Annotated in this window: 25 protein-coding genes and 1 pseudogene; 5 read left to right on the top strand and 21 right to left on the bottom strand. The window is 64.5% G+C overall.

Annotated elements, in window-relative coordinates:
* Positions 1-165: 165 nt before the first annotated feature.
* The 6 genes and pseudogenes from AX703_RS17420 to AX703_RS28450 form a co-directional block, all read right to left on the bottom strand.
* Positions 166-879, bottom strand: coding sequence for a M23 family metallopeptidase (locus tag AX703_RS17420; protein ID WP_039336239.1), 714 nt, complete (start codon positions 877-879; stop codon positions 166-168).
* Between the two features lie 185 nt (positions 880-1,064).
* A pseudogene (locus AX703_RS17415) lies at positions 1,065-1,833 on the bottom strand (ferritin-like domain-containing protein).
* A 15-nt stretch (positions 1,834-1,848) separates the two neighbouring features.
* Positions 1,849-2,322 (bottom strand): peroxiredoxin, encoded by a 474-nt coding sequence (locus AX703_RS17410; RefSeq protein ID WP_062345892.1) that lies wholly within the window; start codon positions 2,320-2,322, stop codon positions 1,849-1,851.
* Complete coding sequence (glnE, locus tag AX703_RS17405) at positions 2,322-4,994, bottom strand: bifunctional [glutamate--ammonia ligase]-adenylyl-L-tyrosine phosphorylase/[glutamate--ammonia-ligase] adenylyltransferase (protein ID WP_062345891.1); 2,673 nt, start codon at positions 4,992-4,994, stop codon at positions 2,322-2,324. Before glnE ends, AX703_RS17410 begins: the two co-directional genes overlap by 1 nt.
* 34 nt (positions 4,995-5,028) lie before the next feature.
* Positions 5,029-5,400, bottom strand: coding sequence for a type II toxin-antitoxin system VapC family toxin (locus AX703_RS17400; RefSeq protein ID WP_062345889.1), 372 nt, complete (start codon positions 5,398-5,400; stop codon positions 5,029-5,031).
* Positions 5,397-5,861: a DUF2191 domain-containing protein gene (locus tag AX703_RS28450; RefSeq protein ID WP_062345887.1), complete on the bottom strand. Its 465-nt coding sequence runs from the start codon at positions 5,859-5,861 to the stop codon at positions 5,397-5,399. Before AX703_RS28450 ends, AX703_RS17400 begins: the two co-directional genes overlap by 4 nt.
* A gap of 64 nt (positions 5,862-5,925) precedes the next feature.
* Here AX703_RS28450 and AX703_RS17390 point away from each other — a divergent pair, with 64 nt between their 5' ends.
* Positions 5,926-6,906, top strand: coding sequence for an agmatine deiminase family protein (locus tag AX703_RS17390; RefSeq protein WP_062345885.1), 981 nt, complete (start codon positions 5,926-5,928; stop codon positions 6,904-6,906).
* 115 nt (positions 6,907-7,021) lie between these two features.
* On the opposite strand, the gene wecC is transcribed toward AX703_RS17390, so the two are convergent.
* Together wecC and wecB are read right to left on the bottom strand one after the other, a co-directional pair.
* Positions 7,022-8,326, bottom strand: a complete 1,305-nt coding sequence (gene wecC, locus AX703_RS17385; protein ID WP_062345883.1) for a UDP-N-acetyl-D-mannosamine dehydrogenase — start codon at positions 8,324-8,326, stop codon at positions 7,022-7,024.
* Positions 8,316-9,455, bottom strand: coding sequence for a non-hydrolyzing UDP-N-acetylglucosamine 2-epimerase (wecB, locus tag AX703_RS17380; protein ID WP_062345881.1), 1,140 nt, complete (start codon positions 9,453-9,455; stop codon positions 8,316-8,318). The genes wecC and wecB overlap by 11 nt, the downstream gene beginning before the upstream one ends.
* Before the next feature lie 106 nt (positions 9,456-9,561).
* Between wecB and AX703_RS17375 the strand changes: the two genes are divergently transcribed.
* Both AX703_RS17375 and AX703_RS17370 read left to right on the top strand, forming a co-directional pair.
* Entirely contained in the window at positions 9,562-10,899 is a 1,338-nt protein-coding gene (locus AX703_RS17375; RefSeq protein ID WP_231735590.1) for a nucleotide sugar dehydrogenase, read from the top strand.
* Between the two features lie 127 nt (positions 10,900-11,026).
* Positions 11,027-12,025 (top strand): GDP-mannose 4,6-dehydratase, encoded by a 999-nt coding sequence (locus tag AX703_RS17370; RefSeq protein WP_062345879.1) that lies wholly within the window; start codon positions 11,027-11,029, stop codon positions 12,023-12,025.
* A 98-nt stretch (positions 12,026-12,123) separates the two neighbouring features.
* Here the strand turns inward: AX703_RS17370 and AX703_RS17365 are convergent, their stop codons facing one another.
* Positions 12,124-12,795 carry a glutathione S-transferase family protein gene (locus AX703_RS17365; RefSeq protein ID WP_039336219.1) on the bottom strand — a complete coding sequence of 224 codons (672 nt, stop codon included), beginning with the start codon at positions 12,793-12,795 and terminating at the stop codon, positions 12,124-12,126.
* Between the two features lie 131 nt (positions 12,796-12,926).
* Here AX703_RS17365 and AX703_RS17360 point away from each other — a divergent pair, with 131 nt between their 5' ends.
* Entirely contained in the window at positions 12,927-14,855 is a 1,929-nt protein-coding gene (locus tag AX703_RS17360) for a beta-L-arabinofuranosidase domain-containing protein (protein WP_062345878.1), read from the top strand.
* Here the strand turns inward: AX703_RS17360 and AX703_RS17355 are convergent.
* From AX703_RS17355 to AX703_RS17310, 10 genes are all read right to left on the bottom strand, one after another.
* Positions 14,852-15,262 (bottom strand): DUF1801 domain-containing protein, encoded by a 411-nt coding sequence (locus tag AX703_RS17355; RefSeq protein ID WP_156452110.1) that lies wholly within the window; start codon positions 15,260-15,262, stop codon positions 14,852-14,854. The two genes, AX703_RS17360 and AX703_RS17355, sit on opposite strands and share 4 nt — an antisense overlap.
* Positions 15,263-15,305: 43 nt before the next feature.
* On the bottom strand, positions 15,306-17,405 hold the full coding sequence (locus tag AX703_RS17350; protein ID WP_062345874.1) for a TonB-dependent receptor: 2,100 nt from the start codon (positions 17,403-17,405) through the stop codon (positions 15,306-15,308).
* A gap of 90 nt (positions 17,406-17,495) precedes the next feature.
* Positions 17,496-17,747 (bottom strand): hypothetical protein, encoded by a 252-nt coding sequence (locus tag AX703_RS17345; protein WP_039336211.1) that lies wholly within the window; start codon positions 17,745-17,747, stop codon positions 17,496-17,498.
* A 21-nt stretch (positions 17,748-17,768) separates the two neighbouring features.
* Positions 17,769-18,212, bottom strand: coding sequence for a chemotaxis protein CheW (locus AX703_RS17340; protein WP_062345872.1), 444 nt, complete (start codon positions 18,210-18,212; stop codon positions 17,769-17,771).
* A 22-nt stretch (positions 18,213-18,234) separates the two neighbouring features.
* Positions 18,235-18,606, bottom strand: coding sequence for a response regulator (locus tag AX703_RS17335; protein WP_082013426.1), 372 nt, complete (start codon positions 18,604-18,606; stop codon positions 18,235-18,237).
* 23 nt (positions 18,607-18,629) lie between these two features.
* Positions 18,630-19,187, bottom strand: a complete 558-nt coding sequence (locus tag AX703_RS17330; RefSeq protein ID WP_052242571.1) for a chemotaxis protein CheD — start codon at positions 19,185-19,187, stop codon at positions 18,630-18,632.
* A 1-nt stretch (position 19,188) separates the two neighbouring features.
* The gene (locus tag AX703_RS17325; RefSeq protein ID WP_062345870.1) at positions 19,189-20,208 is read right to left on the bottom strand and encodes a chemotaxis response regulator protein-glutamate methylesterase; all 1,020 of its coding nucleotides are present in this window, start codon (positions 20,206-20,208) and stop codon (positions 19,189-19,191) included.
* Positions 20,205-21,074, bottom strand: coding sequence for a protein-glutamate O-methyltransferase CheR (locus AX703_RS17320; RefSeq protein ID WP_039336206.1), 870 nt, complete (start codon positions 21,072-21,074; stop codon positions 20,205-20,207). Before AX703_RS17320 ends, AX703_RS17325 begins: the two co-directional genes overlap by 4 nt.
* The gene (locus AX703_RS17315; RefSeq protein WP_062345868.1) at positions 21,071-23,287 is read right to left on the bottom strand and encodes a chemotaxis protein CheA; all 2,217 of its coding nucleotides are present in this window, start codon (positions 23,285-23,287) and stop codon (positions 21,071-21,073) included. Before AX703_RS17315 ends, AX703_RS17320 begins: the two co-directional genes overlap by 4 nt.
* Positions 23,284-23,544: an STAS domain-containing protein gene (locus AX703_RS17310; protein WP_052242570.1), complete on the bottom strand. Its 261-nt coding sequence runs from the start codon at positions 23,542-23,544 to the stop codon at positions 23,284-23,286. Before AX703_RS17310 ends, AX703_RS17315 begins: the two co-directional genes overlap by 4 nt.
* 201 nt (positions 23,545-23,745) lie before the next feature.
* On the opposite strand from AX703_RS17310, the gene AX703_RS17305 reads away from it, so the two are divergent.
* The gene (locus tag AX703_RS17305) at positions 23,746-24,774 is read left to right on the top strand and encodes a chemotaxis protein CheB (RefSeq protein WP_039336202.1); all 1,029 of its coding nucleotides are present in this window, start codon (positions 23,746-23,748) and stop codon (positions 24,772-24,774) included.
* Between the two features lie 113 nt (positions 24,775-24,887).
* Here AX703_RS17305 and fliS read toward each other — a convergent pair whose 3' ends face one another.
* Both fliS and fliD read right to left on the bottom strand, forming a co-directional pair.
* A complete protein-coding gene (fliS, locus tag AX703_RS17300; protein ID WP_062345866.1) occupies positions 24,888-25,271 on the bottom strand; it encodes a flagellar export chaperone FliS in 384 nt (127 codons plus the stop codon).
* Position 25,272: 1 nt separating this feature from the next.
* Entirely contained in the window at positions 25,273-26,715 is a 1,443-nt protein-coding gene (gene fliD, locus AX703_RS17295; RefSeq protein WP_062345864.1) for a flagellar filament capping protein FliD, read from the bottom strand.
* Positions 26,716-26,719 lie beyond the last annotated feature (4 nt).

The raw sequence follows: 26,719 nt of genomic DNA, 5'->3' as shown, positions 1-26,719 counted from the left end.
CGGCCCCTCCCGCTAGCGGGAGGGGCTGGGGGTGGGCATTCGCCGTCAGGCGAAGTTTGCGCAAAGCCTGAGGCACAAACAGAAAAGGGCGCCGTCACCGGCGCCCTTTTCCGCATCCTCTCCAAGATGCTCCGTGATGAAACGGGTCTTTGGCGACCCTGTTCCTTATTCTTCCGGACCGCCGCGGCCTTCGGCCTTGTCGTTCGAGGCATAAAGCGCGTCGCCCTTGCCCTGCATGTAGGGCAGCGGGTTCACAGCTTCGCCCGAAACGCGGACTTCATAATGGAGGTGAGGGCCGGTCGAACGGCCGGTCGAACCGACGTAGCCGATGATGTCGCCCTTGCGGACCTGCTGCCCTTCGGCAACCGCCACGCGCGACATGTGGCCATAACGGGTTTCCATGCCACCGCCGTGGTCGAGGCCAACGAACAGGCCGTAGCCGCCGAACCATTCAGCCTTTTCCACGACGCCATCGGCGCTGGCGCGGATCGGGGTGCCGGTCGGTGCGGAAAGATCGATGCCCTTGTGGGCGCGGCGGCCGCCGAGCACAGGATGTTCGCGCATGCCATAGCCGCTCGAAAGGCGGGTCATCGCCACAGGCGCCAGCGACGGGATCGAAACCGATGCCTTGCGGATGGTGGTCGGCTTCGAGGAAGGCAGGATGCCGTTGTCGAGCTGCTGCCAGCTGGCGAAGAGGCGGCGGAATTCTTCGTCACCGCGATCGGCCGAGACGCCTGCCTTGGCGGCTTCGGCAGCGCGAAGCGGGGCGGCGATGTCTGCGGAAGCGGCGCTGTTTGCGAATGCCGGCGCGGAAGAGAATGCAACAACTGCCGTAAGGGCGCTGAATACAGTCTTGAAGGTGTTTGTGTTGAACAACATTACGACCCGTACGACCTTTTTCTCGGCTCTCCGCTTCCGGCGTTAGGCCGTGAAGCAGCAAGCCCTGAAACCCCCAGAGCGAACCCGATTTGCGGCAACAGACAGACGTGCGGCCTGTCGCCCGGGATTTTTCAGAGTTGGTCGGAACCCCCCGCCATCTCGTGAATTGGGGTATGCGGGGCAGGTTACTGGCAGGCAACCCCTGCCATCATTTCGCGCGACAAACCGGCTGATCGACGCGCCGAGTCGTTGAACGGTGGCTTAACGGCACCGCGAAAGTGCTGCCGGACCAAGGTTTTCCAAAGGTCCGCGGGGGATTCGCCCCTCGTTTGGCAGACTGCGGCGAAATGTGTTGTGCCGAACCGCACATGGCGAATTTCATCGTCAACGATTCTTTGCAGGATGCGGGCAGAGCGATCGTCACCGCCTGCCAGAAACCGCTCGACGGTCGCGGGCGTCACATCCAGTGCACGTGCTTCCAGCACCATCGGCACCACGGCCAGTCGAGCCGCCACATCGTGCGCGGTCTCGCGCGCCGCATCCCACAATCCGTCATGCGCCGGCATCGCTCCATAGAAGCTGCCCAGCGTGCGCAAGCGGCGGGAAATCAGCGCAAAATGCATCGCTTCGTCCGCTGCGACTGACAGCCAGTCGTCGTCGTCCCGCCGCATCCAGCGCCAGGTCGATCGCCACGAATTCGATGTGCGCCAGCGCATGAAGCAGGGCGAGCCTTCCGTGCGCCGATCCGCGCCCGCGCTTGGGCATGGCACTGGGCGGCAGCAGCTCCGGCGTGTCTGGCCGGGCCGGATAGTCAGGCATCGCCACGTCGAACACCATCGCCAGCTCACCGCCACGCCAGCGGCGCACCACGTCGCGCGCCGCCATGACCTTGTCACGCGGCTCAGGCGTCAGCATCACCGCGCGGATGGCGCGGGCGAGGGTAGGTGCGTTCATTGCTCGTGTTGCCGGTCAGAGCGCCTTGGCTGCAGCCAGCACTTCCTCGGCGTGGCCCTTGACCTTCACCTTGTTCCACACCTGCGCAATCTTGCCATCCGTGCCGACAAGATAGGTCGTGCGCTCCATGCCCATGTAGGTGCGGCCGTACATCGACTTCTCGGTCCAGATCCCCAGCGCATCGGAAACCCCGCCTTCCTCGGCATCGCTGGCGAGCGGCGCGACAAGCGCGTGCTTTTCGGCAAACTTGGCATGCTTCTGCGGCGGGTCCTTGCTGACGCCGAGGACGGCAACGCCCGCGGCCTCGAACTCGCCATGAAGCGCCGAAAAGTCCTTGTTCTCGGTGGTGCAGCCCGGTGTGTCGTCCTTGGGGTAGAAGAACACGACCAGCTTGCGCCCTGCGAAATCCGAAGCCTTCACGCTGCCGCCATCGGGCTTGGTCATCGCGATGTCGGGGAATGCCTCGCCCGTTCCGATCCGCTCGCTCATCATGCAATCTCCAGTTGAATATCGAACACCTGCGCCCAGCCACGGCCCACGCAATGCCGTGCTGCCAGCACCGCATCCAGCAGCGCGTCCCAGCTTTCCAGGCCGCAGGACCGCGCGACGATGCCCCGGCTCGCTTCTGGCGGGAACATGCCATCAGGGGCAACCAGCCGCACCACCACCAGCAATCGCGCCAGCAGGTCATGCGCCTGCCGCATGCCGGCGGGCAGCAGCCCAAGGTCTTCGAGCGCCTGCACCGCCGCGCCAAGATCCGGCGTCTGCGCCAGATGGTCGCGCAATTGCAGGAAATGGACCATGAATTCGATGTCCACCAGCCCGCCCCGCGCCAGCTTCACGTCGAGAGGGCCCTTGGCCGGCTTGTGCTCAGCCATGGTCCTGCGCATTTCCAGCACATCGGCGCGCAGCTTTTCCGGGTTACGCGGGCGCTCCAGCACCCGCGCGATGATCGCCGAAAGCGCCGCCCGGTCCGCGTCGGTCCCGAACATCGCCCGCGCCCGGCACAGTGCCATGTGCTCCCACGTCCAGGCATCCTCGCACTGATACTTCTCGAAGCTGTCGAGGCTTACCGAAATCGGCCCTTGCGCCCCCGAAGGCCGCAGCCGCGTGTCCACCTCGTAAAGCGCGCCCGCCGCCGTCGGCACCGAAAGCGCGGCGATCACCCGCTGCGCCAGCCGGTTATAGTACAGCGTCGCCCCCAACGGCCTGCGCCCGTCGGATTCGCTCGCATGATCGCCGCTGAACAGGAACACCAGATCAAGGTCCGATGCGTGCGTCAGCGCCGCACCGCCCAGCCGCCCGAGGCCGAGGATCGCCAGATCGCTCTGCGGCACCACACCGTGATTGACGCGAAACTCCTCGATCGCCGCACGGCCCAGCACCTCGATCGAAGCCTCGGCCACCCGGCTCAGCGCCGCTGCCACCTCAAGTGGATCGCGCTGCCCCTCGATCAGCTGCACCCCCAGCGCAAAGCGCATTTCGCCCACGCGCAGGCGCACTGCATCGAGCAGCCGCTGGTAATCGTCCCCTGCTTCCCCGCGCGAAAGCTCGGCCGCAATCTCGACAACGCTGCCCGGCAGGTCGAAGGCCGACCGGTCGATCAGGATGTCGAGCAGGTCCGACCGTCGCGCCAGCTCGTCCGCCAGGGTCGGTGCGTGGGCCAGCACTCGCATGACGACGGCCAGCAATCCCGGCCGCGCCTCTAGCAGGCGGAACACGTTGATCGCACTCGGCAATCCCTCCAGCAGGTGTTCCCACCGCAGCAGTGCCCGCTCCGGGTCCGGCGCCTCGCACAGCGCACGCAGCAGCTGCGGCCGGATCCGCGCAAACGCCTCGCGCGCCTCGGCGGAGCGCAGGCAACGGTACTGCCCGCCCTCCCAGGCCTGCACCCGCTCGGCAAAGCGATCGACTACCGGGTCGGACTGGTCGGGCACCTCCACTTGCACCGCGCCCGTCGGCGCATACGTCTCGATCAGCGCATCGAACCGCCGCCCGACCGTCTCGGAGATTGCCGTCAGTTCCGCCACCAGCGCCGCGCCATCTGCCAGCCCGTCCAGCCGCGCCACGCCATCGAGCGCGGCCGCATCTCCCGGCAGCGAATGCGTCTGCTGGTCCGCCACCATCTGCAAGCGGTGCTCCAGCGTCCGCAGCCGGTCATAGCTCTCGCCCATCACGGCGGCATCCTCGGCCCCGATGATCCCGGCTTCGGCGAGCGCATCAAGGCTCGCCCGCGTGCCCCGGAGCCGCAGCGCGGGATTGCGCCCGCCATGGATCAGCTGGTGCGTCTGCGCGAAGAACTCGACCTCGCGAATCCCGCCGCGCCCGCGCTTCAGGTCATAGCCCGGCCCGATCGCCTGCCCCGCCGAATAGTGATCGCGGATCCGCGTCGTCAGCCGCCCGATCTCGGCAATCGCCCCGAAATCGAGGCTGCGCCGCCACACGAAGGGCCGGATCGTATCGAGGAAGGCCTGCCCCCGCGCCACATCTCCCGAAGCCACCCGCGCCCGGATATAGGCCGCCCGCTCCCACGCCAGCGCGCTCGATTCGTAATGCGTGATCGCCGCTTCGAACGGCAGGGCGAGGGGGCTGACCTCCGAGGCGGGCCGCAATCGCAAGTCCACCCGGAAGACATAGCCATCGCCCGTCACCGCGGACATGATCTCCATCAGCGACCGCGCCACGCGCTGCGCCGCATCGGCTGGATCGTCGCGCTCGCGGCGCGGCAGGACATCGGGATCGTAAAGCAGGATCGGATCGATGTCCGATGAATAGTTCAGCTCCTGCGCCCCGTGCTTGCCCAGCGCTATGGCGGTAAATCCGGTGCTCTCCGCATCCGGCACGCGCCGCCGGATCGCCGCCGCAATCGCCGCGTCGAGCGACCGGTCGGCAAAGTCCGATAGCTCCGCCACCACGCGCCCCAGCGGAAACGCCCCCGCCAGATCGCCGATTGCCACCACCAGCGCCAGCGCCATCCGCTCCCGCCGCAGCGCCACGGCGGCATCCTCGATGCCAGAGCCGGCAGCCTTGGCCCGGGCCAGCGCCCCTTCGATATCCCCTGCCGCCAGCAAGGACTCGACCTCAGGCAAGCGGCCAAGCGCCATCGACAGAAACGGGGAGTGCGCACGCGCGCGGGCAAGGGCGCTTTCAAGATCGGTCATCGTTCCTGACGCATGCCTTCTTGGCAGATGACGATCAAGGCTGCTCCGGTTGCCATGCGCACTCCAGTCGTTCGGCATGACCTGCTAGACGCTGATCCCCAGTCCAGAGCAGGGCCTTTCCATGTACCGCGCTGGCAAGGAGGTGCGCATCGACAAATCCGATTCCCGTGCCTGCCAAGCCGTTCGTCTCGACAAATGCGAGCAGGGCATCTTCCGTCACCCGGAGCGCAGGCGTGAGATACGACAGCAGGTCGACTGTCCGCCTCCATTGCCGCAAGTTGCCCATTGCAAGTTCCCCCGTGACGAACGGATGCTGGAGAACAGTGTTCTCTGCCAGCAACAGCGCTAGGTCCGGATTTGCTGCGCGGAAGGAGTCGATCCAGATCGACGTATCAACGATGATCACCGCGAGGGGCGATCCCTGCTTGGCACGGTCAGGTCTGGCATCGTTCCACCCAGCCTCGCCAATTGTCGTGCCGCCTCGCGCTGGATCAGGGCGTTGAGTGCCATTTCAATCAGCCGGTCGCGGTCGCTATTGCCCGTCAGGTCGCTTGCACGCCGGAACAGGTCTTCTAGCACGGCGCTCTTCTCGACCGCATCTGACGAGACACGTTGCTTTCTACGGGTTCGTTCGAAACGCACAGTATGATGGGCAAGATCGACTTCGCGCGTTTCCCATCCAGCCTCTTGCCAAGCCTTCGACTGGCTGTGGTTCCCGCCACGCTGATTGGCCCACCATGGACGATACTCGTAGGCGCTGGTCGGCAACGTACGACGGATGATCCGCTCGATCTCCGCAAAGTTCGCATTCCAGCTATCTTCGTCCAGATCCTTGAGGTAGCTGGTCAGTGGATCGTAAACACCCATGATCGTCTCCAATTTAGTGTGTAATTAATTTCAGGAAACTATTATAGTGTCAAATAATTTTCAGATGCCCCCCGAATGGCACCCCCAGGACTGGCTGTGGATCGGCTTCCCGCACCTCGCCGAGGAATGGTCGGGGGTGATCGACAAGGCGCAGGAGCAGATTGCTGCCTTCGCCAGCGCCGTCGCCGACAGCGGTCAGGAAGTCCGCCTCGTCGTGCGGGATGCCGCCAACGAGATGCGCGCAAAGTCGCTCGTCTCTGCGGCGGTAAAGCTTGAACGCCGCACCTATGGCGATGTCTGGCTGCGCGATACCGGCCCGCTCGTCGTCCTCGATCAAGCCGAAAACCGCAGCGCCCGCCTGTTCGGCTTCAACGGCTGGGGCGAGAAGTATCTGATGCCGGGCGATCAGGAGATCGGTGCGGATCTCGCCGTTTCGGCCGGCCTCGAATCCTCGAAAGCTGACTGGATTCTCGAAGGCGGTGCGCTGGATGGCGATGGCACAGGCCTCGTCGCCACGACCGAGCAATGCCTCCTCAACCCCAATCGCAACCCGCACCTGACGCGCGAAGACCTCGAGATGCGCCTCAACCGCGACCTCGGCTATACCCGCGTCCTCTGGCTGGGCGACGGGTTGATCAACGACCACACCGACGGCCACGTCGACAATCTCGCCCGCTTCGTCGGCCCGAACCGCCTCGCGCTCCCCCGCGCCACCGGCCCGAACGATCCCAACGCCGGGATCTATGTCGACGCCAAGGCCCGCGCCCAGGCCGCGGGCGTGGACGTGGTCGAAGTCCCGTCGCCGGGCCGCATCGAGTGGGGCGACATGATCCAGCCTGCCAGCTACATGAACTTCGTCATCACCACGAACCTCGTGGTCGTGCCGATCTTCGGTTCGCCCCACGATGAAGATGGCGTCGCCGCTATCGCCGAACTCTTCCCGACCCGCGCGACCATCGGCCTGATGGGCGATGCCGTGCTGGCAGGCGGCGGCGGCTTCCACTGCGCCAGCCAGCAGATGCCGGGGGCACAACTGCCAGATTAGGGCACCCGTCACCCTGAACTTGTTTCAGGGTCCATTTCTCCCCATTCACCGTCCGGGATTGGCGAGAGATGGATGCTGAAACAAGTTCAGCATGACGATGTGAGCAGTCACAAGTTCAACTCGCCAGCCGCAACCCCGCACCAGCCACATCAACCCCCGGCTGATCCGGCCAAATCCCGCGCGTATCGTAGACGGCCTTGCCCGAACGCTCGGCCAGCGGCACCACCTTGAACACATCGTGGTCCACCAGCACGATCAGCACGCCGCACTCCTCCAGCGCGGTATCGAGGTCGATCTGCACCGCACCCGTTCCCTCGAACTCGCGCGGCAACTGGCCCGCATAGGGCTCCACCACGTTGATCCGGCTGCCGAACTTGCGTGCCAGGCTCGCCGCCACATAGCGCGCCGGGCTCTCGCGGAAATCGTCGATGTTGGCCTTGAACGCCAGCCCCAGGCAGGCAACCTTCACGCCCGGATGGGCCTCGACCAGTTCCGAGGCTTTGGCGACGACATGGTGCATCTTGCCATCGTTCACGTTGCGCGCGGTGCGGATCAGCGGCGTTTCATCCGGAGCGCCTGCCACGATGAACCACGGGTCCACCGCGATGCAGTGCCCGCCAACGCCGGGTCCGGGCTGCAGGATGTTCACGCGCGGGTGCCGGTTGGCGAGGCGGATCACTTCCCAAACGTCCAGCCCCATCCGGTCCGCCACCATCGAAAGCTCGTTGGCAAAGGCGATGTTCACGTCGCGATAGGCGTTCTCGACCAGCTTGGTCATCTCGGCCGAGCGCGCATCGGTCGTCACACACGTCCCGCGCACGAAGCGCTTGTAGAAGGCCAGCGCCTTGCGCGCGCAACGCGGGGTGATGCCGCCGATCGAACGGTCGTTGTTGGTCAGTTCCTCGAGAATGCGTCCCGGCAGCACGCGCTCCGGGCAATAGGCGATGGAAACGTCGGGCGTCTCCTTCGTCTTTCCGGGGAACTTGAGGTCGGGCCGCAGCCCCGCCATCAGGTCACGCATCTGATCGGTTGTGCCGACGGGCGAGGTCGATTCGAGAATCACCGTGTCACCCGCCTTGAGCACCGCCGCCACCTGCGTTGCCGCTGCCAGCACATAGGAAATGTCCGGCGTATGATGCCCGTCCTTCTCGAACGGCGTCGGCACCGCGATCACGAAAACGTCGGACGGCGCAATCTGCGTCGATGCGCGCAGCAGCCCGCGCTGAACCACGCCATGAACAAGCCCATCGAGGTCCACTTCCTCGATATGGATCTCGCCGCGATTGATCGTGTCGACCACGTGCTGCGACACGTCGAGGCCGAGAACCTTGCAGCCTGCGCGCGCTATGATGGCAGCGGTTGGAAGTCCGATATAGCCGAGGCCGACAACACAGACGTCCGGCTTCACATCACCCATCATTCGCCAGCAACTCCACGATACGGCGCGCCGATTGCCCATCCCCGAACGGGTTGTGCGCACGCGCCATGGCCGAATAGGCAGCCTTATCGTCGAGCAGGGTGAAGATTTCGGTAACGATGGTGTCCACGTCGGTGCCGACCAGCTTCGAGGTCCCGGCGGTCACGCCTTCGGGCCGCTCGGTCGTCTCGCGCATGACCAGCACCGGCTTGCCCAGCGCAGGGGCCTCTTCCTGCACGCCGCCCGAATCAGTCAGCATGATCTCGGCCACGGACAGCAGGCGGGCGAAGTGCGGGTAATCCAGCGGCTCGATCATTGCCACGTTGGGCAGACCGTTGAGCGCCGCGTCCATCACCTTGCGCACATTGGGATTGGGGTGGACCGGAAACACCACTGCCACGTCCTCGCGCGCAGCAATCTGCCGCACCGCCTCGGCAATGTTCTCCAGCCCCCCGCCAAAGTTCTCGCGGCGATGGCTGGTCACGCCGATCACGCGCTTTCCCGCAAACCGCGCCTCGATTTCGGCAAGCCCGGAAGCAAGCGCCGGTTCGGCCTCGATCTTTGCCGAAACCCATTGGAGCGCATCGATCACCGTGTTGCCGGTCACGTGTACGCCCTTGGCATCGACATTCTCCGCCAGCAGCGCCGCCGCCGAAACATCGGTCGGTGCAAAGTGCAGCCTCGCAATCGTGCCGATGATCTTGCGGTTCACCTCCTCGGGCCAGGGGTGATAGATGTTGTGGCTGCGCAGCCCCGCCTCGACATGGGCCACCGGCAGCTTGCGATAATAGGCGGCCAAGGCGCCGGCCATCGCGGTCGCGGTGTCGCCCTGAACCACCACCCAGTCGGGGTTCACCTGATCCATCACCTTGCCCAGTTCCGTCAGCAGCGCAGCCGTCAGCCCGTCGAGCGTCTGGTCCGGCTTCATCAGATCGAGGTCGTATTCCGGCACGATCCCGGCAATCTCCAGCACCTGATCCAGCATTCCGCGATGCTGCGCCGATACGCAGGTCACAACGCGCGTGCGCGGATCGGCCGCAAGCGCGTGGACCACGGGAAACATCTTGATCGCTTCGGGGCGGGTGCCAAACACCACGAGGATCGTCTTTGGGAGGATGGCCTTTTCCGTCATGGCGCTTCCAATATCGGCTGAGTGTTAACCGTGAAATAAGAGCCTCGATTTAAGCAAGGCGGCGATCCGGCGCTCCAAGCGTCAACCATGAAAGGCCGCCTGTCCCGTGACAGTCCAGTTCCCGACGCTTGCTCCTGCTCCAGTTCCCGGTCACCCTCGGGGCCTCGATCCGCTGGTTTCGTCGACTACCCGCGTCACCGTGCTCGGCCTTGGTTACGTCGGCCTGCCGCTGGCTGTCGCGCTCGCCAAGAAGTTCTTCGTCACCGGCTTCGACATCGACGTTCAGCGCATTTCGGAATTGTCCGAAGGGCACGATCGCACGCGCGAGATCGAACCGGCGCTGCTCTCGATGTCGAGCCTTGGCCTCACCTGCGATGCCGGGGTCTGCCCGCCGAGCGACTTCTACATCGTCACCGTGCCAACGCCCATCGACAACCAGAACCGCCCCGACCTGCGCCTTGTCGAATCCGCCTCGCGCACGGTCGGCAAGATGCTGCCCGCTGCCGTCAAGGAAGGGCGCGCGCCTGTCGTCGTGTTCGAAAGCACCGTCTATCCGGGTGTCACCGAAGACATCTGCGGTCCGATTCTCGAGGAAGTTTCCGGCCTCAAGTGCGGTCAGGACTTCTTCCTCGGCTACAGCCCGGAACGCATCAACCCCGGTGATCGCGAACATACCATCGAGCGCATCACCAAAGTCGTCTCCGGCCAGACGCCCGAAGTGCTCGATCGCGTGGCCGATCTCTATGGCGCGATCACGTCTGGCGGCGTGTTCCGCGCCGCCTCGATCAAGGCTGCCGAAGCCGCCAAGGTGATCGAGAATGCCCAGCGCGATATCAACATCGCCTTCATGAACGAGATCACCCAGATCTTCTCGAAGATGGACCTCTCGGTCTGGGATGTGCTGGCAGCGGCCGGCACCAAGTGGAACTTCCTGCCCTTCACGCCCGGCCTCGTCGGCGGGCACTGCATCGGCGTCGATCCCTATTACCTCTCGGCCCGCGCCGAAGCCCTCGGCCACGATCCCCAGGTGATTCTCGCCGGGCGCGGGGTGAACGATGGCATGGCGCAATGGGTCGCGCAGCAACTCCATGCCCAGCGCGGCGGCAAGCCGGGCACGGTCCTCGTCCTAGGCCTCACCTTCAAGGAAAATGTGCCGGACCTGCGAAATTCCAAGGTCGCCGATGTCGTCGCCGAACTCGAAGCGCTCGGCCACAAGGTCGCCGTCCATGATCCCCATGCCGACAACGCCGAGGCCATGCTCGAATACGGCATAGAGCTGGCGGGCGACGCCTTCGATCAGACCTTCGACCTCGTCTTCCTCGCCGTGCCGCACAAGTACTACCTTGCCGCAGGAGCAGACCGCATCGCGTCACTGGTGGCGCCGGGCGGGACGCTCGCGGATCTCAAGGGCGTGCTGGGCGAACGCGCCGACTGGAAACTCTAATTTATCCCTTTACCCTGCGTCCCCGCGAAGGCGGGGACCTCGGTGTTCTGACGGAACGCCAGCATAAACCGACTGAGGCCCCCGCCTGCGCGGGGGATCAACTGCTTGATTCGAAAGTGAAGCCAACGTGAAAGTCCTCGTTACCGGAGCCGCCGGCTTCATCGGCTATTCGCTCATCACCCGCCTGCTGGCGCGGGGAGACGAGGTCGTCGGCGTCGACATCGTCAACGACTATTACGACGTCAGCCTCAAGGAAGCGCGGCTCGCCCGGCTGGTGGAGCAGGGCGTTTCGCGTTTCGCGTTCTGTCGCAATGACTTCGCCGATTACGCAGGCCTTGTCGCCGCGCTGGAAGGCAAGCAGTTCGAACGCATCGTCCACCTCGGCGCGCAGGCCGGGGTGCGCTATTCGATCGAGAATCCGCACGCCTATGTGCAGTCCAACCTCGTCGGCCACCTCAACCTTCTCGAAGTCGCCCGCCATCGCGGCGCGGAGCACATGGTCTATGCTAGTTCCTCCTCGGTTTATGGTGGAAATACAAAGCTTCCCTTCTCGGTGGACGACCGCGTTGATCACCCGCTCTCGCTCTACGCCGCCACCAAGAAGGCGGACGAACTGATGAGCGAGACCTACGCCCACCTCTACCGCCTGCCGCTGACAGGCCTGCGCTTCTTCACCGTCTATGGCCCATGGGGCCGCCCCGACATGATGATGTGGCTGTTTACAAAGGCAATTCTGGCGGGCGAGCCGATCAACGTCTTCAACCACGGCGACATGTACCGCGATTTCACTTACGTCGACGACATCGTCAGCGGCGTCATCGCCTGCCTCGACAACCCGCCGCCGGACGACGGCTCGGTCAAGGCCGGGGGCAGCGAGAAACCGCACCGCCTCTACAACATCGGCAACCACAAGTCCGAGCACCTGATGAAGGTCATCGCGATTCTGGAGGAGCAGCTGGGGCGCAAGGCCGAGATGAATCTGATGCCGATGCAGCCCGGCGACGTCCGCCAGTCCTTCGCCGACATCGATGCGATTTCAGGCGACCTTGGCTATCGTCCGACGACGAGCATCGAGGTCGGGGTGCCCAACTTCGTGAAGTGGTACAAGGACTACCACGGGTTGTGACCTTGCGCCCCGGAGTTGCGGGGGAGTTCGCGAGAGTTGCCGCTTTGCCCCCGGGAGTTGGGGGTGAGTCAGGGGTGAGTTGGAAAACCCCGGTTTCGTCAGGCGTTCACGTCGGCATAGTGGCTCGGCGGCTGGATCACGTCCATGCGCTCGGCCAGGAGCGGGCGGAAGCTGGGGCGGCTCTTGAACACCGAATACCACCCGCGCGCCTGCTCGTGCCCCGACCAGTCGATCCCGCCGAGATAGTCGGCCACCGAGATCTGCGCAGCGGCGGCAAGATCGGCCAGGCTCATCGTCGAGCCTGCCAGCCAAGGCCGATTGTCGATCAGATAATCGATATAATACAAGTGTTCGTCGGCCAGACGCATCGAATCGCGCAACCGCTTGCTGTCAGGCGGGCTGCGATAGACGAGGCGCTTCTTCATCCGCTCTTCCAGCAGGGGCAACGTCACGTCGGCATAGAAATTCTCGTCGAACAAGGCCACCAGACGGCGGATTTCCGCGCGGTTCACCGCCGTGCCGTTGATCATCGGCGTCTTGTCGACGGTCTCTTCGAAATACTCGCAGATCGCGCGGCTATCGGCCAGAACCACGCCGCGTTCAGGGTTCTGGATTGCCGGAGTGCGATAGGCGGGGCTCAGCTTCCCGAACGCCTCGGTCCGCTCCCACGGGTTCTCCCGCACGAGATCATAGGCCACGCCCTTCTCGCTGAGGAGAAGGCGCACCTTGCGGCTGAACGGACAAAGGGGAAATTGATGTAGCTGCCACATGCGTGGAAGCTTTGCGCGGGGAGCGACGCAGGGTCAAGGACATGCGGCATTCTGCGCGCTTGACCACAGTAGTGACAAGTCCGCTCCTGGAAGTTAGTCTGACTAATTCCAAACTCTTGCAAGTGGCAGGCATGACTGTAATCCCCCTCGGCCTTGGTGCGACCCGGCGCTCGTTTCTTCAGGGAGCAAGCGCGCTTGGCCTGTTCTCGCACAATGCCAGCGCGTTCGCGGCAGCTGCAAAACCGGGGCGGACACAGGCCATGAACCGGGTCCAGCCTTTCGACATGTCTGACATAACGCTGGCCGAAAGTCCGTTTCTCCATGCCCAGCGCATGACCGAGGCCTACCTCCTGCGGCTGTCGCCTGACCGGATGCTGCACAATTTCCGCAGGAATGCGGGGCTCGAGCCGCGCGCGCTGGTCTATGGCGGATGGGAGTCCGAGAAGACCTGGGAGGACATCAATTGCCACGGTCACACCCTCGGCCATTACCTTTCCGCCTGCGCACTTGCCTGGCGCGCTACGGGCAAAGCCGAATATCGCAACCGCATCGAATACATCGCCAGCGAGCTTGCGGCGTGCCAGAAGGCTTCGGGTTCAGGCCTCGTCTGCGCTTTTCCCAAGGGTGCGGCGCTGGTGGTCGCGCATCTGCGCGGAGAGAAGATCACCGGGGTTCCGTGGTACACGCTGCACAAGGTCTACGCCGGCCTGCGCGACGCGGCGCAACTGGCGGACAGCGACAGGGCGAGGGACGTGCTGATGCGGCTCGCGGACTGGGGCGTCATCGCGACGCGGGACCTTTCCGACGAAGCGTTCGAAGCGATGCTGGATACCGAGCATGGCGGCATGAACGAGATCTATGCCGATCTCTTCGCGATGACCGGCAAGGCGGAGTATCGGACGCTTGCCCTGCGCTTCTCTCACAAGGCCATCCTGCGTCCGCTGGCAGAACGCCGCGATCATCTCGACGGGCTGCATGCCAATACGCAAGTGCCCAAGATCGTGGGATTCCAGAGGGTTCATGAAGTGACGGGCGCGCCGGAGTATCACCGCGCCGCGCAGTTTTTCTGGCAGACCGTCACCGGCCCGCGGGCCTTCGCCACCGGGGGACATGGCGACAACGAACATTTCTTTCCCATCGCAGATGGCGCGGCACACGTCTTTTCCGCCAAGGGTTCGGAGACCTGCTGCCAGCACAACATGCTCAAGCTCACGCGCGCCCTGTTCATGGCTGAACCCAAGGCGGAGTACGCCGACTATTACGAAGGAACGCTGTACAACGGCATCCTCGCCTCGCAGGCCCCTGACAGCGGCATGGCGACGTACTTCCAGGGCGCAAGGCCGGGCTACATGAAGTTGTACCAAACGCCCGAGGATTCGTTCTGGTGCTGCACCGGAACAGGCATGGAGAACCACGTAAAGTATCGGGATTCCATCTATTTCCACGATGCGGACGCGCTCTGGGTCAATCTGTTCATCCCTTCCGCTGTGCGCTGGCGCGGCATGGTTGCGGAACTCGCGCAGGAGACCGCTTTCCCGGAAAGGGCAGAGACCTTGCTGCGGTGGAAGTGCGCCCGGCCGTTCGAGGCGACGCTGAACCTGCGTCACCCCAGCTGGAGCCGGACGGCCCGCGTTCTGGTCAACGGGGCAGAAGTCGAGACGTCAAACGAACCCGGGCGTTTTCTCGCGGTGCGCAGGACATGGCGCAACGGTGACACGGTTGCTTTGCAACTGAAGATGGAAACGACCGCTCAGGCCCTGCCGGCAGCGGACGACATCGTGGCGTTCAAGCATGGGCCGCTGGTGCTTGCCGGAGCGCTGGACCCGGTTCCGCAGGGTAGCGACATCGTGGTCAACGAGCGGCTCTATGGTGCCTACAACGATGCACCGGTGAAGGTCCCGCACCTGGCTGGCGAGGCTCAAGATCTGGCGAAAGCGATCCGCAGCAGGGCCAAACCGCTGGAGTTCGAACTGCCGGCGGCGGATGGCTCGGCTATCCGGCTGTTGCCGTACTTCAGGATCGCCCACCAGCGCTACGCGACCTATTGGAAACTCGCCTAGCGCTTGCGCGCCTGCTCCTTTGCCAGATTGAACGCCACCGCCTCACGAATCAGTGCGACGAAGGCCTCGCCATCAAGCGCATCGCCCTCGCGCAGATCGATGGCACGGCGCGTGCCGCCGGTCAGGCTGGCATTGAACAGGCGATCAGGATCGGGCAGCGCGGCGCCGTGGGCGAAAGTCAGCTTCACGTAGGCCTTGTAGACCTCGCCGGTGCAGATCACGCCGCCATGCTCCCAAGTCGGCACGCCTGCGGGATTCGTGGGTTTTGCCCACTTCACGCTTTCGATCACGCCCGGGTCGGCGCGATGGATAAGCTCCCGCACTCGAGCGAGCATCTCGCCGCGCCAGTCGGCAAGCTCGCCGATGCGGGCGTCTATTCGGCTGGCGGGAGAGGCTTGCTCGGTCATCGTCGGAGGTTGGCAGTCAATGCCTTATAGATAAACAGGAATCTCAGATGCTCCCCTTCACCGTCAGGGTGAAGATCGGGCCGATCAGGCGATCGTGGGTCTCGACGAAGGCGATGGGCGAGCTGGGGCGGGGGCCGGCGAAGACCTCGCGGTCCCAGCGCTGGCGGCCATTGAGCAGGTTGTTGGCGCTCGCTTTCACCGTCAGGCCCATGACGTTCTTGTGCTCGATGTAGACTCCGGCAAACACCGGTCCTTCATAGGCGCGACCACGCTCGAAGCGGCGGTGGTAGAGCGACTGGTGGTTGTATTCGTAGGATGCGCCTGCCGCCCAGTCCGTACCTTGGAAGTCCTGGCGGAAGTTCAGCTCCCAGTAGCGGTCGGTGATGCCGCCATAGGGGATGTGGTTGGCGGGATCGAACGGATCGCGCAGCTTGGTGAAGGTCAGCTCGACGTTGAAATCGAGCCGCGCGCCTTTCCAGCCAAGCGGATCGAACTGCAGCGTGGTGTTGCTTACGATCTGCCGTTCCTGCGCCGATCCGACGTTGCCGATGGATTCGCCGTTCGTGCCGATCGGGATCACGGTCACGTAATCCTGCACATTGCGGCCGACGAGGCGCAGCTTGGTCGAGCCCAGCTTGCCGAAGGTGCGATTGAGTTCGAGTTCGGCCGACCAGTCCTGCTGCGGCACGAGATCGGCGTTGCCGCTGTTGGCATTGCCATCATCGAGGAAGCGGCGGGCAAGGAAGTCGTAGAACGAAAGCTGGCCGACCGAGCGCTTGATCTTGAACGAGACATCGAGGCTTTTTGCAGCCTTCCAGCCCAGCGAGAGCGAGCCTTTGGGCCGGAAGAACGAGCGGCTGAGGTTGCCGTCGGGGCCTGTCGCGCCAGTCTGCATCAGCGTCGATTTCTCGGCGCCGGCGATCAGCTGCAAGGTCAGGGTGCTGGAAAGCGGGCGGCTGAATGAGAGGCTGGCATCATAGCGGTCTTCTTTCACGCCGCCGGTGCCTTCGGGAAAGGGGATCTCCACGAACTGGCCGGTGTCATCGAGTTCGGCAAGGCTGGCGACGTTGCGCAGCGAATTGAACGCGCCTTCTCCCGCGAGTTGCCAGTCTCCGCCCAGCATTTTCCAGGAATATTCGCTGCGAACGATGCGCTCGCTGCTGTCGCCGGTCTGGGCGAACCGGTCACCCACAGCGGGCGAGCCGTCACCAAACGTGGTCACGACCTGCTGGCTGTAGGGCTCGTGCTCCTCGCGGTTGAGGCCGATCAGCTTGAGGCGGCCGGGCCCAAGCGCGAACTCGTAATCGCCGCCGATTTCCCAATTGCGGGCGGAGGATTTGTCGATCAGGTCGCGCACCACGGTCGAGCCATCGACATTGGTGCGTACCGAGTGTTCGGTGAACCGGCGGGGCACGCGCTGGAACGAGCCGTTGAGGTTGGCGATGGACGAGCCGGGGCCGTCGATGGTCAGGCGCACAGCGAGCTTGGAATCATCGCGGTTGGCCTTGACGACGTCCTCGCGGGTCTGGATCACCGCGCCGTTGCGGTCGGTGATGATCGTCGGCCCACCGGCTGCGCCGCGATTGGCGTTGTTGGTGAGGCTGATTGTGTATTCGACCGGCCCCTGGCGGCCCGATACCGACACTTCGCCGTTGGTGTAGCGCGGGTCTGCATAGTGTGCGCGGTATTCCGGGCTGTAGCGGAACTGGCCGGAAAAGCTGGAGGAGCGGGCAACGACATTGGCGACCTGTCCCGTGAGGCCGGGGATGTCGAGCTTGGCGCCATCGACCAGTTCAATGCGTTCTACGGTGGAGGCCGGGATGCGCGAAAGCTGGGTCCAGATATCGTCCGACTTGGATGACAGGCGCTTGGAGTTGACCAGCACGTTGCCGCTGGCCTGGCCGAGGCCTCGCGCTTCCTCGCCTTCGCGGATGGTGAAGCCCGGAACCTGGCGCAGCATGTCCAGGGCATTGCGCGGGGCGAAGCGTTCGAAGTCCTTGGGCGTGAACGTGCTGCGGCTGCCGGTCGTCTGGGCGGCGGGAGGGGCAGTTTCGGGGGCTTCCTCTGCGGCGCGCACTGGCATGGCAAGGGCAAGCATGGCGCAACCGCACAGCAGCGGGATTTGTTTCGATAGAAACTTCATGCCCCGCCGATGGCGCAACTCTGCAGGGCTGACGCGACAGGCTCGACCAACGACATGCGCGGGCCGACCAAAGCCATGTGTCGGTTGGAATCAGCCCGAAAGGCGCATCCGGTCACGCAGGACGTCGATCGCGATGCGTTCTATCGCGTCAGCAGGGCGATCAGCCAGCAGGAGACGAGCGAGCGTGCGCTGCTTCTGCGCGATAAGGTCGATCGCCTGGAGCTTGTCCATGTGGTTGATGGCCACGCTCATGTCGTCGCACAGGGCGGAGCCAAGTGCTTCGACTTCTTCGGCCAGCTCATCAAGGACGACCGCAATCTGGCGATGGGTGGCTTGTGCCATGGGCCTTTGCCCTCCCTTGGGTCAGGCTGCTTCGGCGATCTGGGCGCCATCGGAAAGGGCGGCGAGGTTCAGGACCATGACCATGCGGTCCTCGATCGCGGCGAGGCCTTCAAGGAAGGGCACCACCGTATCGCCTGCCGTGGTCGGCGGCGGCGGCTGGAGCGCTTCGCTGTCGATGGTAACAATGTCGCTGACCGAATCGACGATCCAGCCTGAGATCTGTGGGCCCTGCTGGGTAACGATGATCGCGTGACGGGGCGTTGCTTCGGTGGCGCGCCAGCCGAGCCGGGCGGCGAGGTCCACAACCGGAAGGACCGTGCCGCGCAGGTTCACGACGCCTGCGACATAGTGCGGCACGCGCGGCAGGCGCGTGGTGGGCGACCAGGCGCGGATTTCGCGGATGGCCATGATGTCGAGGCCGAAGACCTGGCCTTCAACCTCGAAGGTGATCAGTTCACGCAACATGTATGGTTCCTTCCAGCAGGGTTCAGTGGGAGACGCGGCGGACGGCGGCGACGAGCTTTTCCGGGTCGAACGGCTTGACGATCCAGCCAGTCGCACCGGCCGCGCGGGCGCGAGCCTTCTTCTCGTCCGAGCTTTCGGTCGTCAGCACGAGGATCGGGCGATCGCGGTGACGACTGCCCTCGCGCAGGCGCTCGATGAGGCCGAAGCCGTCAAGCCGCGGCATGTTGATGTCGGTAATGACCACATCGACCTCGTTCATGGCCAGCCAGTCGAGCGCGGCCATGCCGTCCTCGGCCTGCGATACGTCGAAACCGTGCCCCGACAGGGCATGGTTGAGTAGCGCCCGCATGGAGGGGCTGTCGTCTACGGTAAGGATCCGGGTAGTGTTGCTCATGGATGGGACTCGCTTCTCGAAGATCAGAACAGTTCGACATCGCCACGAGCAAGTGCCGGGCGCGGGGTGGGCTGGACGGGTGGCGCGAACCGGTCTTCCACAGTGCGGTGGCGGACCTGGCCCGATGCCGGGCGGAAATCGACGCGGCGCGCCTGGGTGCCGCCCAGGTCCTCACGCAGGAGCGCAATGCCTTCACGACGAAGGAATTCGCGCGCGAAATCGGCGTTCATAGAGCCGATGCGCATCATGTTGCGATTGACGTTCGCGCCGCCATAGAGGTGCGCCTTGAGGTTGCCCTTGCGGGCGCCACGGGCGAGCATCTCGTTTACCAGCAGCTCCATGAGGTAGACGCCGTAGTGTTCGTCGACCTTGGTGCCGGTAGCGTTGGCGGGCGGCTCGGACAGCAGGAAGTGGTTCATGCCGCCGATCCGCGCCTCCGGATCATAGAGGCAGGTGGCCACGCAAGAGCCCAGCACGGTCGAGTACTCGATAGAGGGGCTGCCGCTTGCCAGCGCCTGACCCTGCATGACCGTTACCCGTTCGAGCGGCGGAGCGCCGGGAATGGGGGTTTCGAAGCTCATTTCAGGCCGCCTTGCTGAAAGCGTGGCGCGCGATTGCACCGAGGGGGGCGACAATCCGGGCAGCGCCGAGATGGATGGCAGCGCGGGGCATGCCGAACACGGTGCAGGTTGCCTCGTCCTGGGCAATGGTGCGCGCGCCGCTCTGCGCCATGGCGAGAAGGCCCTGCGCTCCGTCGGCACCCATGCCGGTCAACAGAATGCCCACTGCCCGAGAGCCGACAGTCTTCGCCACGGATTCGAACAATACGTCGACGCTCGGCAGGTGGCCCGAGACCGGGGCTCCGGCACGCAGCTTGCAGTGCAAGGTCGAGGAGCCGCCGAGCGAGAGGTGGCGATCATCGCCGGGGGCGAGATAGACGTGGCCATCCTTGAGCGGCATGTCGGGTTCAGCGACGACGATGCGCGGCGGACAGGACTGGTCCAGCGTGCGCGCGACGGCGGGGGCAAAGCGCGCGTTGATGTGCTGGACGATCAGCGTGGGCGGGCAGTCAGCCGGGAAACCCGATAGCACGGTCTGCAGCGCTTCGACGCCGCCGGTCGAAGAACCGATGGCGATCAGGGCAGGGCGATCCGCCAGCAATCCGCGCGCTTCGCTGGCGACGCGGCGCGTTTGCGGGGCGCGCGCGGTAAATTGCACTTTCGCGGCTTCACGGATCATGCCGGCAAGCCGGCCTGCGTCGTCCAGCCCGTGCCCGCCACCCGACTTGGCATAGCAATCGACGGCGCCGAGCGCGAGCGCGCGGGCGGTCATCTCGTTGCCTTCCTGCGTCGAGCCGGACACGATAATCACCGGGGTCGGGCGCAGTTCCATGATCTTGGCGAGGAAATCGAGGCCGTTCATGCCGGGCATCTCGATGTCCAGCGTGACCACGTCCGGGTCCAGTTCACGGATCATCTGCCGGCCTTCGGCGGCATTCGCAGCGGCCGCGACGACTTCGATATCGGGCTCCTTGCCGAGCCGGTTCATCAAGATCGCGCGCATGGTGGGCGAATCCTCGACGATGACGACGCGAATTGTCATGCAGCCCTCTTGCGGTAGATGGTTGGTCCCATGGTGGAGAGTTGGTCGAGAGCCGGGCCGGTAACCCGCTCGGAATGACCGATGTACAGCCAGCCGCCGGGCGCGAGCTTTTCGGCGAAACGGGCGACCAGACGTTCCTTGGTTGGTCCGTCGAAATAGATCATCACGTTGCGGCAGAAGATGGTGTCGAACTGCCCCTGCATCGGCCAGTCACCAAGCAGGTTCAGTGACCGGAAGCGCGCGATCTGCTGCACCGCCGGATCGATCGTGCATTCATCGCCCGCTGTGCGCGTCCAGGCACGGCGGAGGGCTTCGGGAACGGGCTTGAGATCTTCGGCGCGGTATGTCGCGGCACGGGCCTTGGCGAGCGCGTGGCTGGCGATGTCGCTGGCGAGCAGCCGCAGATCCCGCCGGGCAATGGCGTGGCCAGCCCCGGAGTCTTCGCCCAGCAGCGTCATCAGCAACGACCAGGTCTCCTCACCGCTCGAACAGCCTGCTGACCACAGGCGGACCTTGCCGCCGCGCTGGAGTCGATCGACGTATTCAGGCCGGACATCGCTGGCGAAATGCTCGAAGTGATGTGCCTCGCGATAGAAGAAGGTGTGGTTCGTGGTCAGCGCGCAGATGGCCTTCTGCCGTTCGGCAAGGTTTTCGCGGATGCGCAGGACATAGGCCCCGAACGTGACGCATCCGGAATCGCGCACGAGCGGCGCAAGGCGCGAATAGACCAGCATGGCCTTGCCCGGCGGCAGCACGATGCCGGCTTCCGCATGGGCGATCTCCGAGATAGCGCGGAAATCGGCCTCGTCGAACACTCCAGGGCTGACCCCCGGCATGCTCGCGTCAAGAACATCCATCAGGCTCATGCGGCTTCGGCCATGGCAGCGGAGGAGGCCGATGAAAGGCTGCGCGAGACCAGCCCGTCCACGTCAATGATAAGGGCAACCCGGCCATCACCCAGGATGGTTGCCCCGGCGACGCCCTCGACAGACCGGTAATGGGTGTCTAGGCTCTTGATCACGACCTGGCGCTGGTCGCAGATGGCATCGACCATCAGCGCGGCTCGGCCTGCGCCTTCGGTTTCGACCACGATCAGCACGGCCTCGCGCGGGTCGCTGACGGCTTGCGCCGCGCCGACCGAATGGGCCAGCGAGATGACGGGAATGAACCTGCCGCGCACGTTGATCATGCTGCGGCTGGCGCCAAGGCCTTGCACTTCATGCGGTTCCGGGCGGAGGCTTTCGACAACATTGGCGAGCGGCACGACCAGCGTCTGGTCGCCTACGTTGACGACCATGCCGTCCGAGATGGCCAAGGTGAGCGGCAGGGTCAGGGTAAATGTCGTGCCCTTGCCCGGTTCGGAATCAATCGTGATGCGCCCGCCAAGGTCCTTCACGTTCTGGCGAACCACGTCCATTCCCACTCCGCGGCCCGAAATGTTCGAGACCTGTTGCGCGGTAGAGAAACCAGGGGCGAAGATCAGCAGGTCGATCTCTTCCTTGGACAGGATGGCATCGGGTGCGATCAGGCCCTTTTCGACGGCCTTGGCAAAGACGCGCTCGCGATCGATGCCCTTGCCGTCGTCGCCAATGCGGATGAGAATCCGGCCGGAACGATGCTCGGCCGAAAGGGTCAGCGTGCCCTCGGCCGCCTTCCCTGCAGCGATACGCTCGTCGGCCGGTTCGATGCCATGGTCCACGGCGTTGCGGATGAGGTGGGTCAAAGGTTCGCCCAGACGCTCGATCACGGTCTTGTCGAGTTCGGTGCTTTCGCCCGATACTTCCAGGCGGACATGCTTGCCCGTGGTGGACGACAGTTCACGCAGGATGCGCGGCACGCGGCTGAAGACCGAGCCGATCGGTTGCGCACGGATCGACATGGCCGATTCCTGGATGTCGCGGGTCAGGCCCTCGATCATCGCCATCTCCTCGGCAACGGCGAGGCCTTGTCCGGCAAGGCGCTGCGCCATCATGGCTTGCGCGATCACGAGCTCGCCGACAGCATCGATAAGCTTGTCGAGCTTGCCAAGTTCGATGCGGATGGACTGACCCGGAGCGGGGGGCGCGGGCGGTGCCGAACTGCTCGAGGCGGCGGCGCGCGATGGCGTAGCATCCTCGGCAGCGGCGGGAGCGCTTGAAACGGGGGCAGGCGCCGGTGCCTCGACGGCGACGGGAGCCGGGGTCTGCGGTGCCGCAGGTGACGGCGGCGCAGACTCGGCTATCTGCACCGGCGGCATCTCCGCGTCGGCTCCGAACGCCAGCGAGCAATCATCGCCGACGAAGTCGAAGATGTCGCGGATGCTGGCTTCGGCAACGTTTGAGGGAAAGCTGAACGCCCAGCCGAGGTAGCCGCGGCTGGGATCGAAGGAATCGAGTGGTGGGACCGAGGAAACGTCGCAGACTTCGCACCGGCCGCCCAGAGCCGCCATTTCGCGCAGCATCAGCAGAGGCTCGCTGCCATTGCGCATCGCGCCGCTGTGGGGGCGAAGGCGCATGTGCCACCGTTCCTGCGTCGTTTCGACATCAGGGGCAGGCCCGGCTTCTGGCGTGATTTCGCCTGAAATGTCGTCAAGCAGAGCATCGAGATCGAAGTCGAAATCGTCGCCGTCGTCGCTTGATGCTTCGACGGCAATCGGCTCGACGGCGACTGCCAGCTCGGGCTGCGGGGCTGGTGCCGGAGCTGCGGCAGGGGCGACACCGGCATTGGCAGCCATTGCTGCGGTAAGTTCAGCCTGGAGCGCGCCGTCCTCGGGGGGCTCGGTACCATCGCGCGCGGCAGTCACATGATCGCTCAGCGTATCGAGCGCACGCAGGAGAAGGTCGGTAAGCGGGCCGGTGATCGGCACGGTGCCGTCGCGTACATCGGACAGCAGCGTTTCGAAGGTATGGGTGAAGCCCTGCAGCGCGACGTAGCCGAACGCCCCCGCGCCGCCCTTGATCGAATGGACTCCGCGGAACACGGCGTTGACGGTATCGCTGTCCTGGGTGCCTTCGCGGCAAGCGGCGAGACCCTGTTCGGCTGCGGCCAGCGATTCTTCGCATTCGGCAAAGAAGATCGCCTGGATTTCGTCGGCGGTCATGCCAGCACTCCCGAGAAGAGTTCGTCAGCGAGCCCAGTCAGCGCGGCGGCTTCGCTCAGGGCATCGGAAGGGAGAATCACCGCGCCGTCACCCGTCTGGCGGGCGCTCACCAGCAGTTGCAGCATGGCCTGTCCGATCTGCCGGCACTCGCGCGCATCGATCTCGAGCGGGCCGGACCCCAGCGCTGCCAGCATTTCGGGCAACAAGGCTTCGGCAGCGGCGCGGTCGCAGCGCTCTGGCAGGGTGATCGATGTCATGGAGATGCTCTTCCTCCGGCTCGGTTGGGCCGACCGGGGAGACCCGACGCGGCAACTGGTCTTCCGGAATAGAGCACGAGGGAAAAGGCGGGCTTTCGCCGGGCCTACGGTGAGATACGTAAGGGGCGGAACATGAATTGATGGTGCTTCGCGCGTAGAACGAACCGAGGCGAAACAGCGCCTTGGAAGGTTTCTCTTGAAATGCACGAAGCCCGTGTTCTTGTAGTCGATGATTCCGCAGCAATGCGGGCTCTGTTTTCCGACATCCTCGATCAGTCCAAGAACGTGACCGTGATCGGCGCGGCGGCAAATGCGGCCGAAGCGCGTGAACAGATCAAGGAACTGCGACCCAACGTGGTGACGCTCGACGTCGAGATGCCCGGCATGAGCGGCATCGAGTTCCTGGAAGAGATCATGGGCTCCAACCCCTTGCCGGTGGTCATGCTTTCGAGCTTGACCCAAGCCGGAACCGAGACGTCGCTGAAGGCATATGAACTGGGTGCGGTCGAGTGCTTTCCCAAGCCGCTGAAGGCAACGCCCGAACAGTTCAGCAAGACCGTGGGCAAGCTCGGCAAGATCGTGCTGGCGGCGGCAAACAGCAACGTGAAGGACCGCAAGGCGCCACGCGAACACAAGCAGGCTGAAGCGCACTTCGAATGGAACGGACACCTTCTTGCGCTGTCCGCTTCGATGGGCGGCATCGACGCCCTGACCCAGCTGCTTTCCTATTTTCCCGAAAAGTGCCCTCCCACGGTGATTGCCCTCAACGCCGAGCCAGGCATTGTCGAGACGTTCATCAAGCGCATGGACGGCGAGCTGAAGTGCAACGTCAAGGCGGCCAAGGACGCCACGCCCCTGACGCAGGGCACCATCCACATTGCATATGACCCCGAACGTCACGTGGTGATAGAGCCGGGCACTCCGGCGAAGTTGCGCCTGATTGATCGCGATCCGGTGGATGGCATGCGGCCTTCGGCTAATCTTCTTTACGGTTCGATCGCGCGCGGTTCGGTCCCGGCGGCAGGCGCGATCCTGACCGGCATGGGCGCCGACGGCGCCAAGGGCCTGAAGCTGATGCGCGATAATGGATGCAAGACTTTTGCCCAGGCGCGTCAGTCGGCGCTGGTCGCCGAAGCCCCGGCTGCTGCCATCGATGCCGGCGCGGCCGAGAGCGAGCTTGACCTCGATGGTCTGGGCGAGGCGCTGATCGCAGCCTGCAACATCGGGTAGGAACCATGTCCTGGAGATCCTGCGCGGTCCGTCCCCGTCCGCGCAGGTGAGGAAGGCCCGGAACCGACAAGGTTCCGGGCCTTTTCCTGACGGCTAGCGGCCGAGAACCGGTATCAGGCCGGGATGCTGCGCAGCATGGCCTCGCGGATTTCGGTGAAATCCTGTCGGATGGCCTGCAGCGTGCGCGCATCGAACCGCGTCACGCAGTCGAGGATCGCATTGCGGGCCGATTGATACAGTTGGACCAGCGCGCCGGCGGTTGGATTGGCCAGGTCCACGCCCATCTGCAGCGCGGTAAGAGCGGAGATTGCACGTGTGAGCGCTGCACTTTTGGCGGCGTTGTCGCCCCGCTCCTGCGCATGGACGGCGCGACCGACCGAGCCGATGACCTGTTCGAGGCACAAGTCCACGAGCTGGCGTGAATCGGCCCCGCGAACACGGGCGTCGAAATCAACGCGGCGATAGGCTTCGGTCGGGTCTTTTCGATGGTGCAGCATATCAGTTGTTGCTCGATGCGTTCCAGGCTTCGATCTGGGCCTTCAGGAAGGAGAGGGTGGATTGCGAACCGCTGACGCGCGTGTCCATGGCGGCAAAGCGGGTGACGAGCTGCTGGCGCAACGTCTCCTGCTTTTCGGCAAGGGTGGCGGAACGGTCGGCCAGCGTCTTCTGCAGGGCTGTGTTGCGCGTGACGGAACTGCCCAGCGAGATGCCAGTCGTTGAATTGGCATTGCGCGCGATCTTGTCGATCGCTGCAAAAACGCCGAAAATGCCGGTTGTCCACATCGCTCCGGCTTCCTGGGGCGAATTCTTGAGCGTCTGGTTCAGGCGATCCGCATCAAGGCTGAAAGTGCCGTCCCGCTCGGTCTTGAGACCCAGGTCCGCCAGGGTTGACGGAGCGCCGGGTGCGGCATTGACCATGATCTTCTGACCGGCGAGCGACATCAGCGCGTTGCGCAGTGCGCGGGCGCCGGGGTCGTTGTTCAGCTCGCCCGTGTCCTTGTTCATGGCCTGGTTGAGCTGCGAGGCAACTTCATTGAGCGCATCTTTGAGGTCGCTCATCGCCGTGGCAATGCCCGACGATGGATCGCTGAAGCTGATCGTTGCCGGATTGCCGACGTTCGTTGCCGTCAGCTTGAGGTTGAGGCCGGGGAGCGCGTCATTGATCGTGTTGTTCGTACCCGTATAGGCAACACCGTCGAGCAAATAGGCAGCATCGGTAGCGGTCGATTTGAGCTGGGTCGTGTTGGTCGCAGGTGTCCACGCAAGGTCCGAAAGCGCTTCGCCGCCGACCGCCGGGCTTGCCTCGATGATAAAGCCGCTGTTCGCGCCTTCCTTGCCCTTGATCACCAGTTGCGCGCCGGCAGAACCGTTGGCGACATAGGCCGATACGCCCGCGCCCGAAGCGTTGATGGCACTGGCTACATCGGCAAGCGTCGCTCCGGCCGGGACGTTGATGTCAACGGCGTCCTGCGCGCCATCCGCAGTAAATGCACCGCCCGAAACGGTGCCGAAGCGTAGTGTCAACGTGCCTTCGCCCACCGTCGAGGTCGACGAGGCGTAGGCCGGCATCACCAGCTTTTGCGCATTGGCAAGCGAAGTCACTTCCAGGCTGTAGGTGCCGCTGCCGCTCAACGTGCCCTTGCTCACGGTCGCCACGCTGCTGTTCGAGATCGAGGGCTTCACCGCCAGATCGCCGGTTCGGATCAGCGTGCCGATCGATGACGATAGCGTGCTGATAAGGGACTTGAGGTTCGACGCGCTGGAGATCTGGGCTTCGAGCTTCTCGGTCTTTGCCGAGAGCTGATCGATCCGTGTTGCGAACTGCGCAGCCGCCAGCTGTTCGGCAAGCTGTGCGGTGTTGATGCCACTACCCGCGCCCAGCGCCGAGACGATCTGCGCCGTGGCGGACGTGGATGCCGTGGAGGATGTGGTCGTTGCCATGGTT

It is taken from the genome of Novosphingobium sp. CCH12-A3, assembly GCF_001556015.1.
GTDB classification, from domain to species: domain Bacteria; phylum Pseudomonadota; class Alphaproteobacteria; order Sphingomonadales; family Sphingomonadaceae; genus Novosphingobium; species Novosphingobium subterraneum.
Note: the sequence above shows the minus strand (reverse complement) of the source record. Positions and strands in the feature narration are given on the sequence as shown.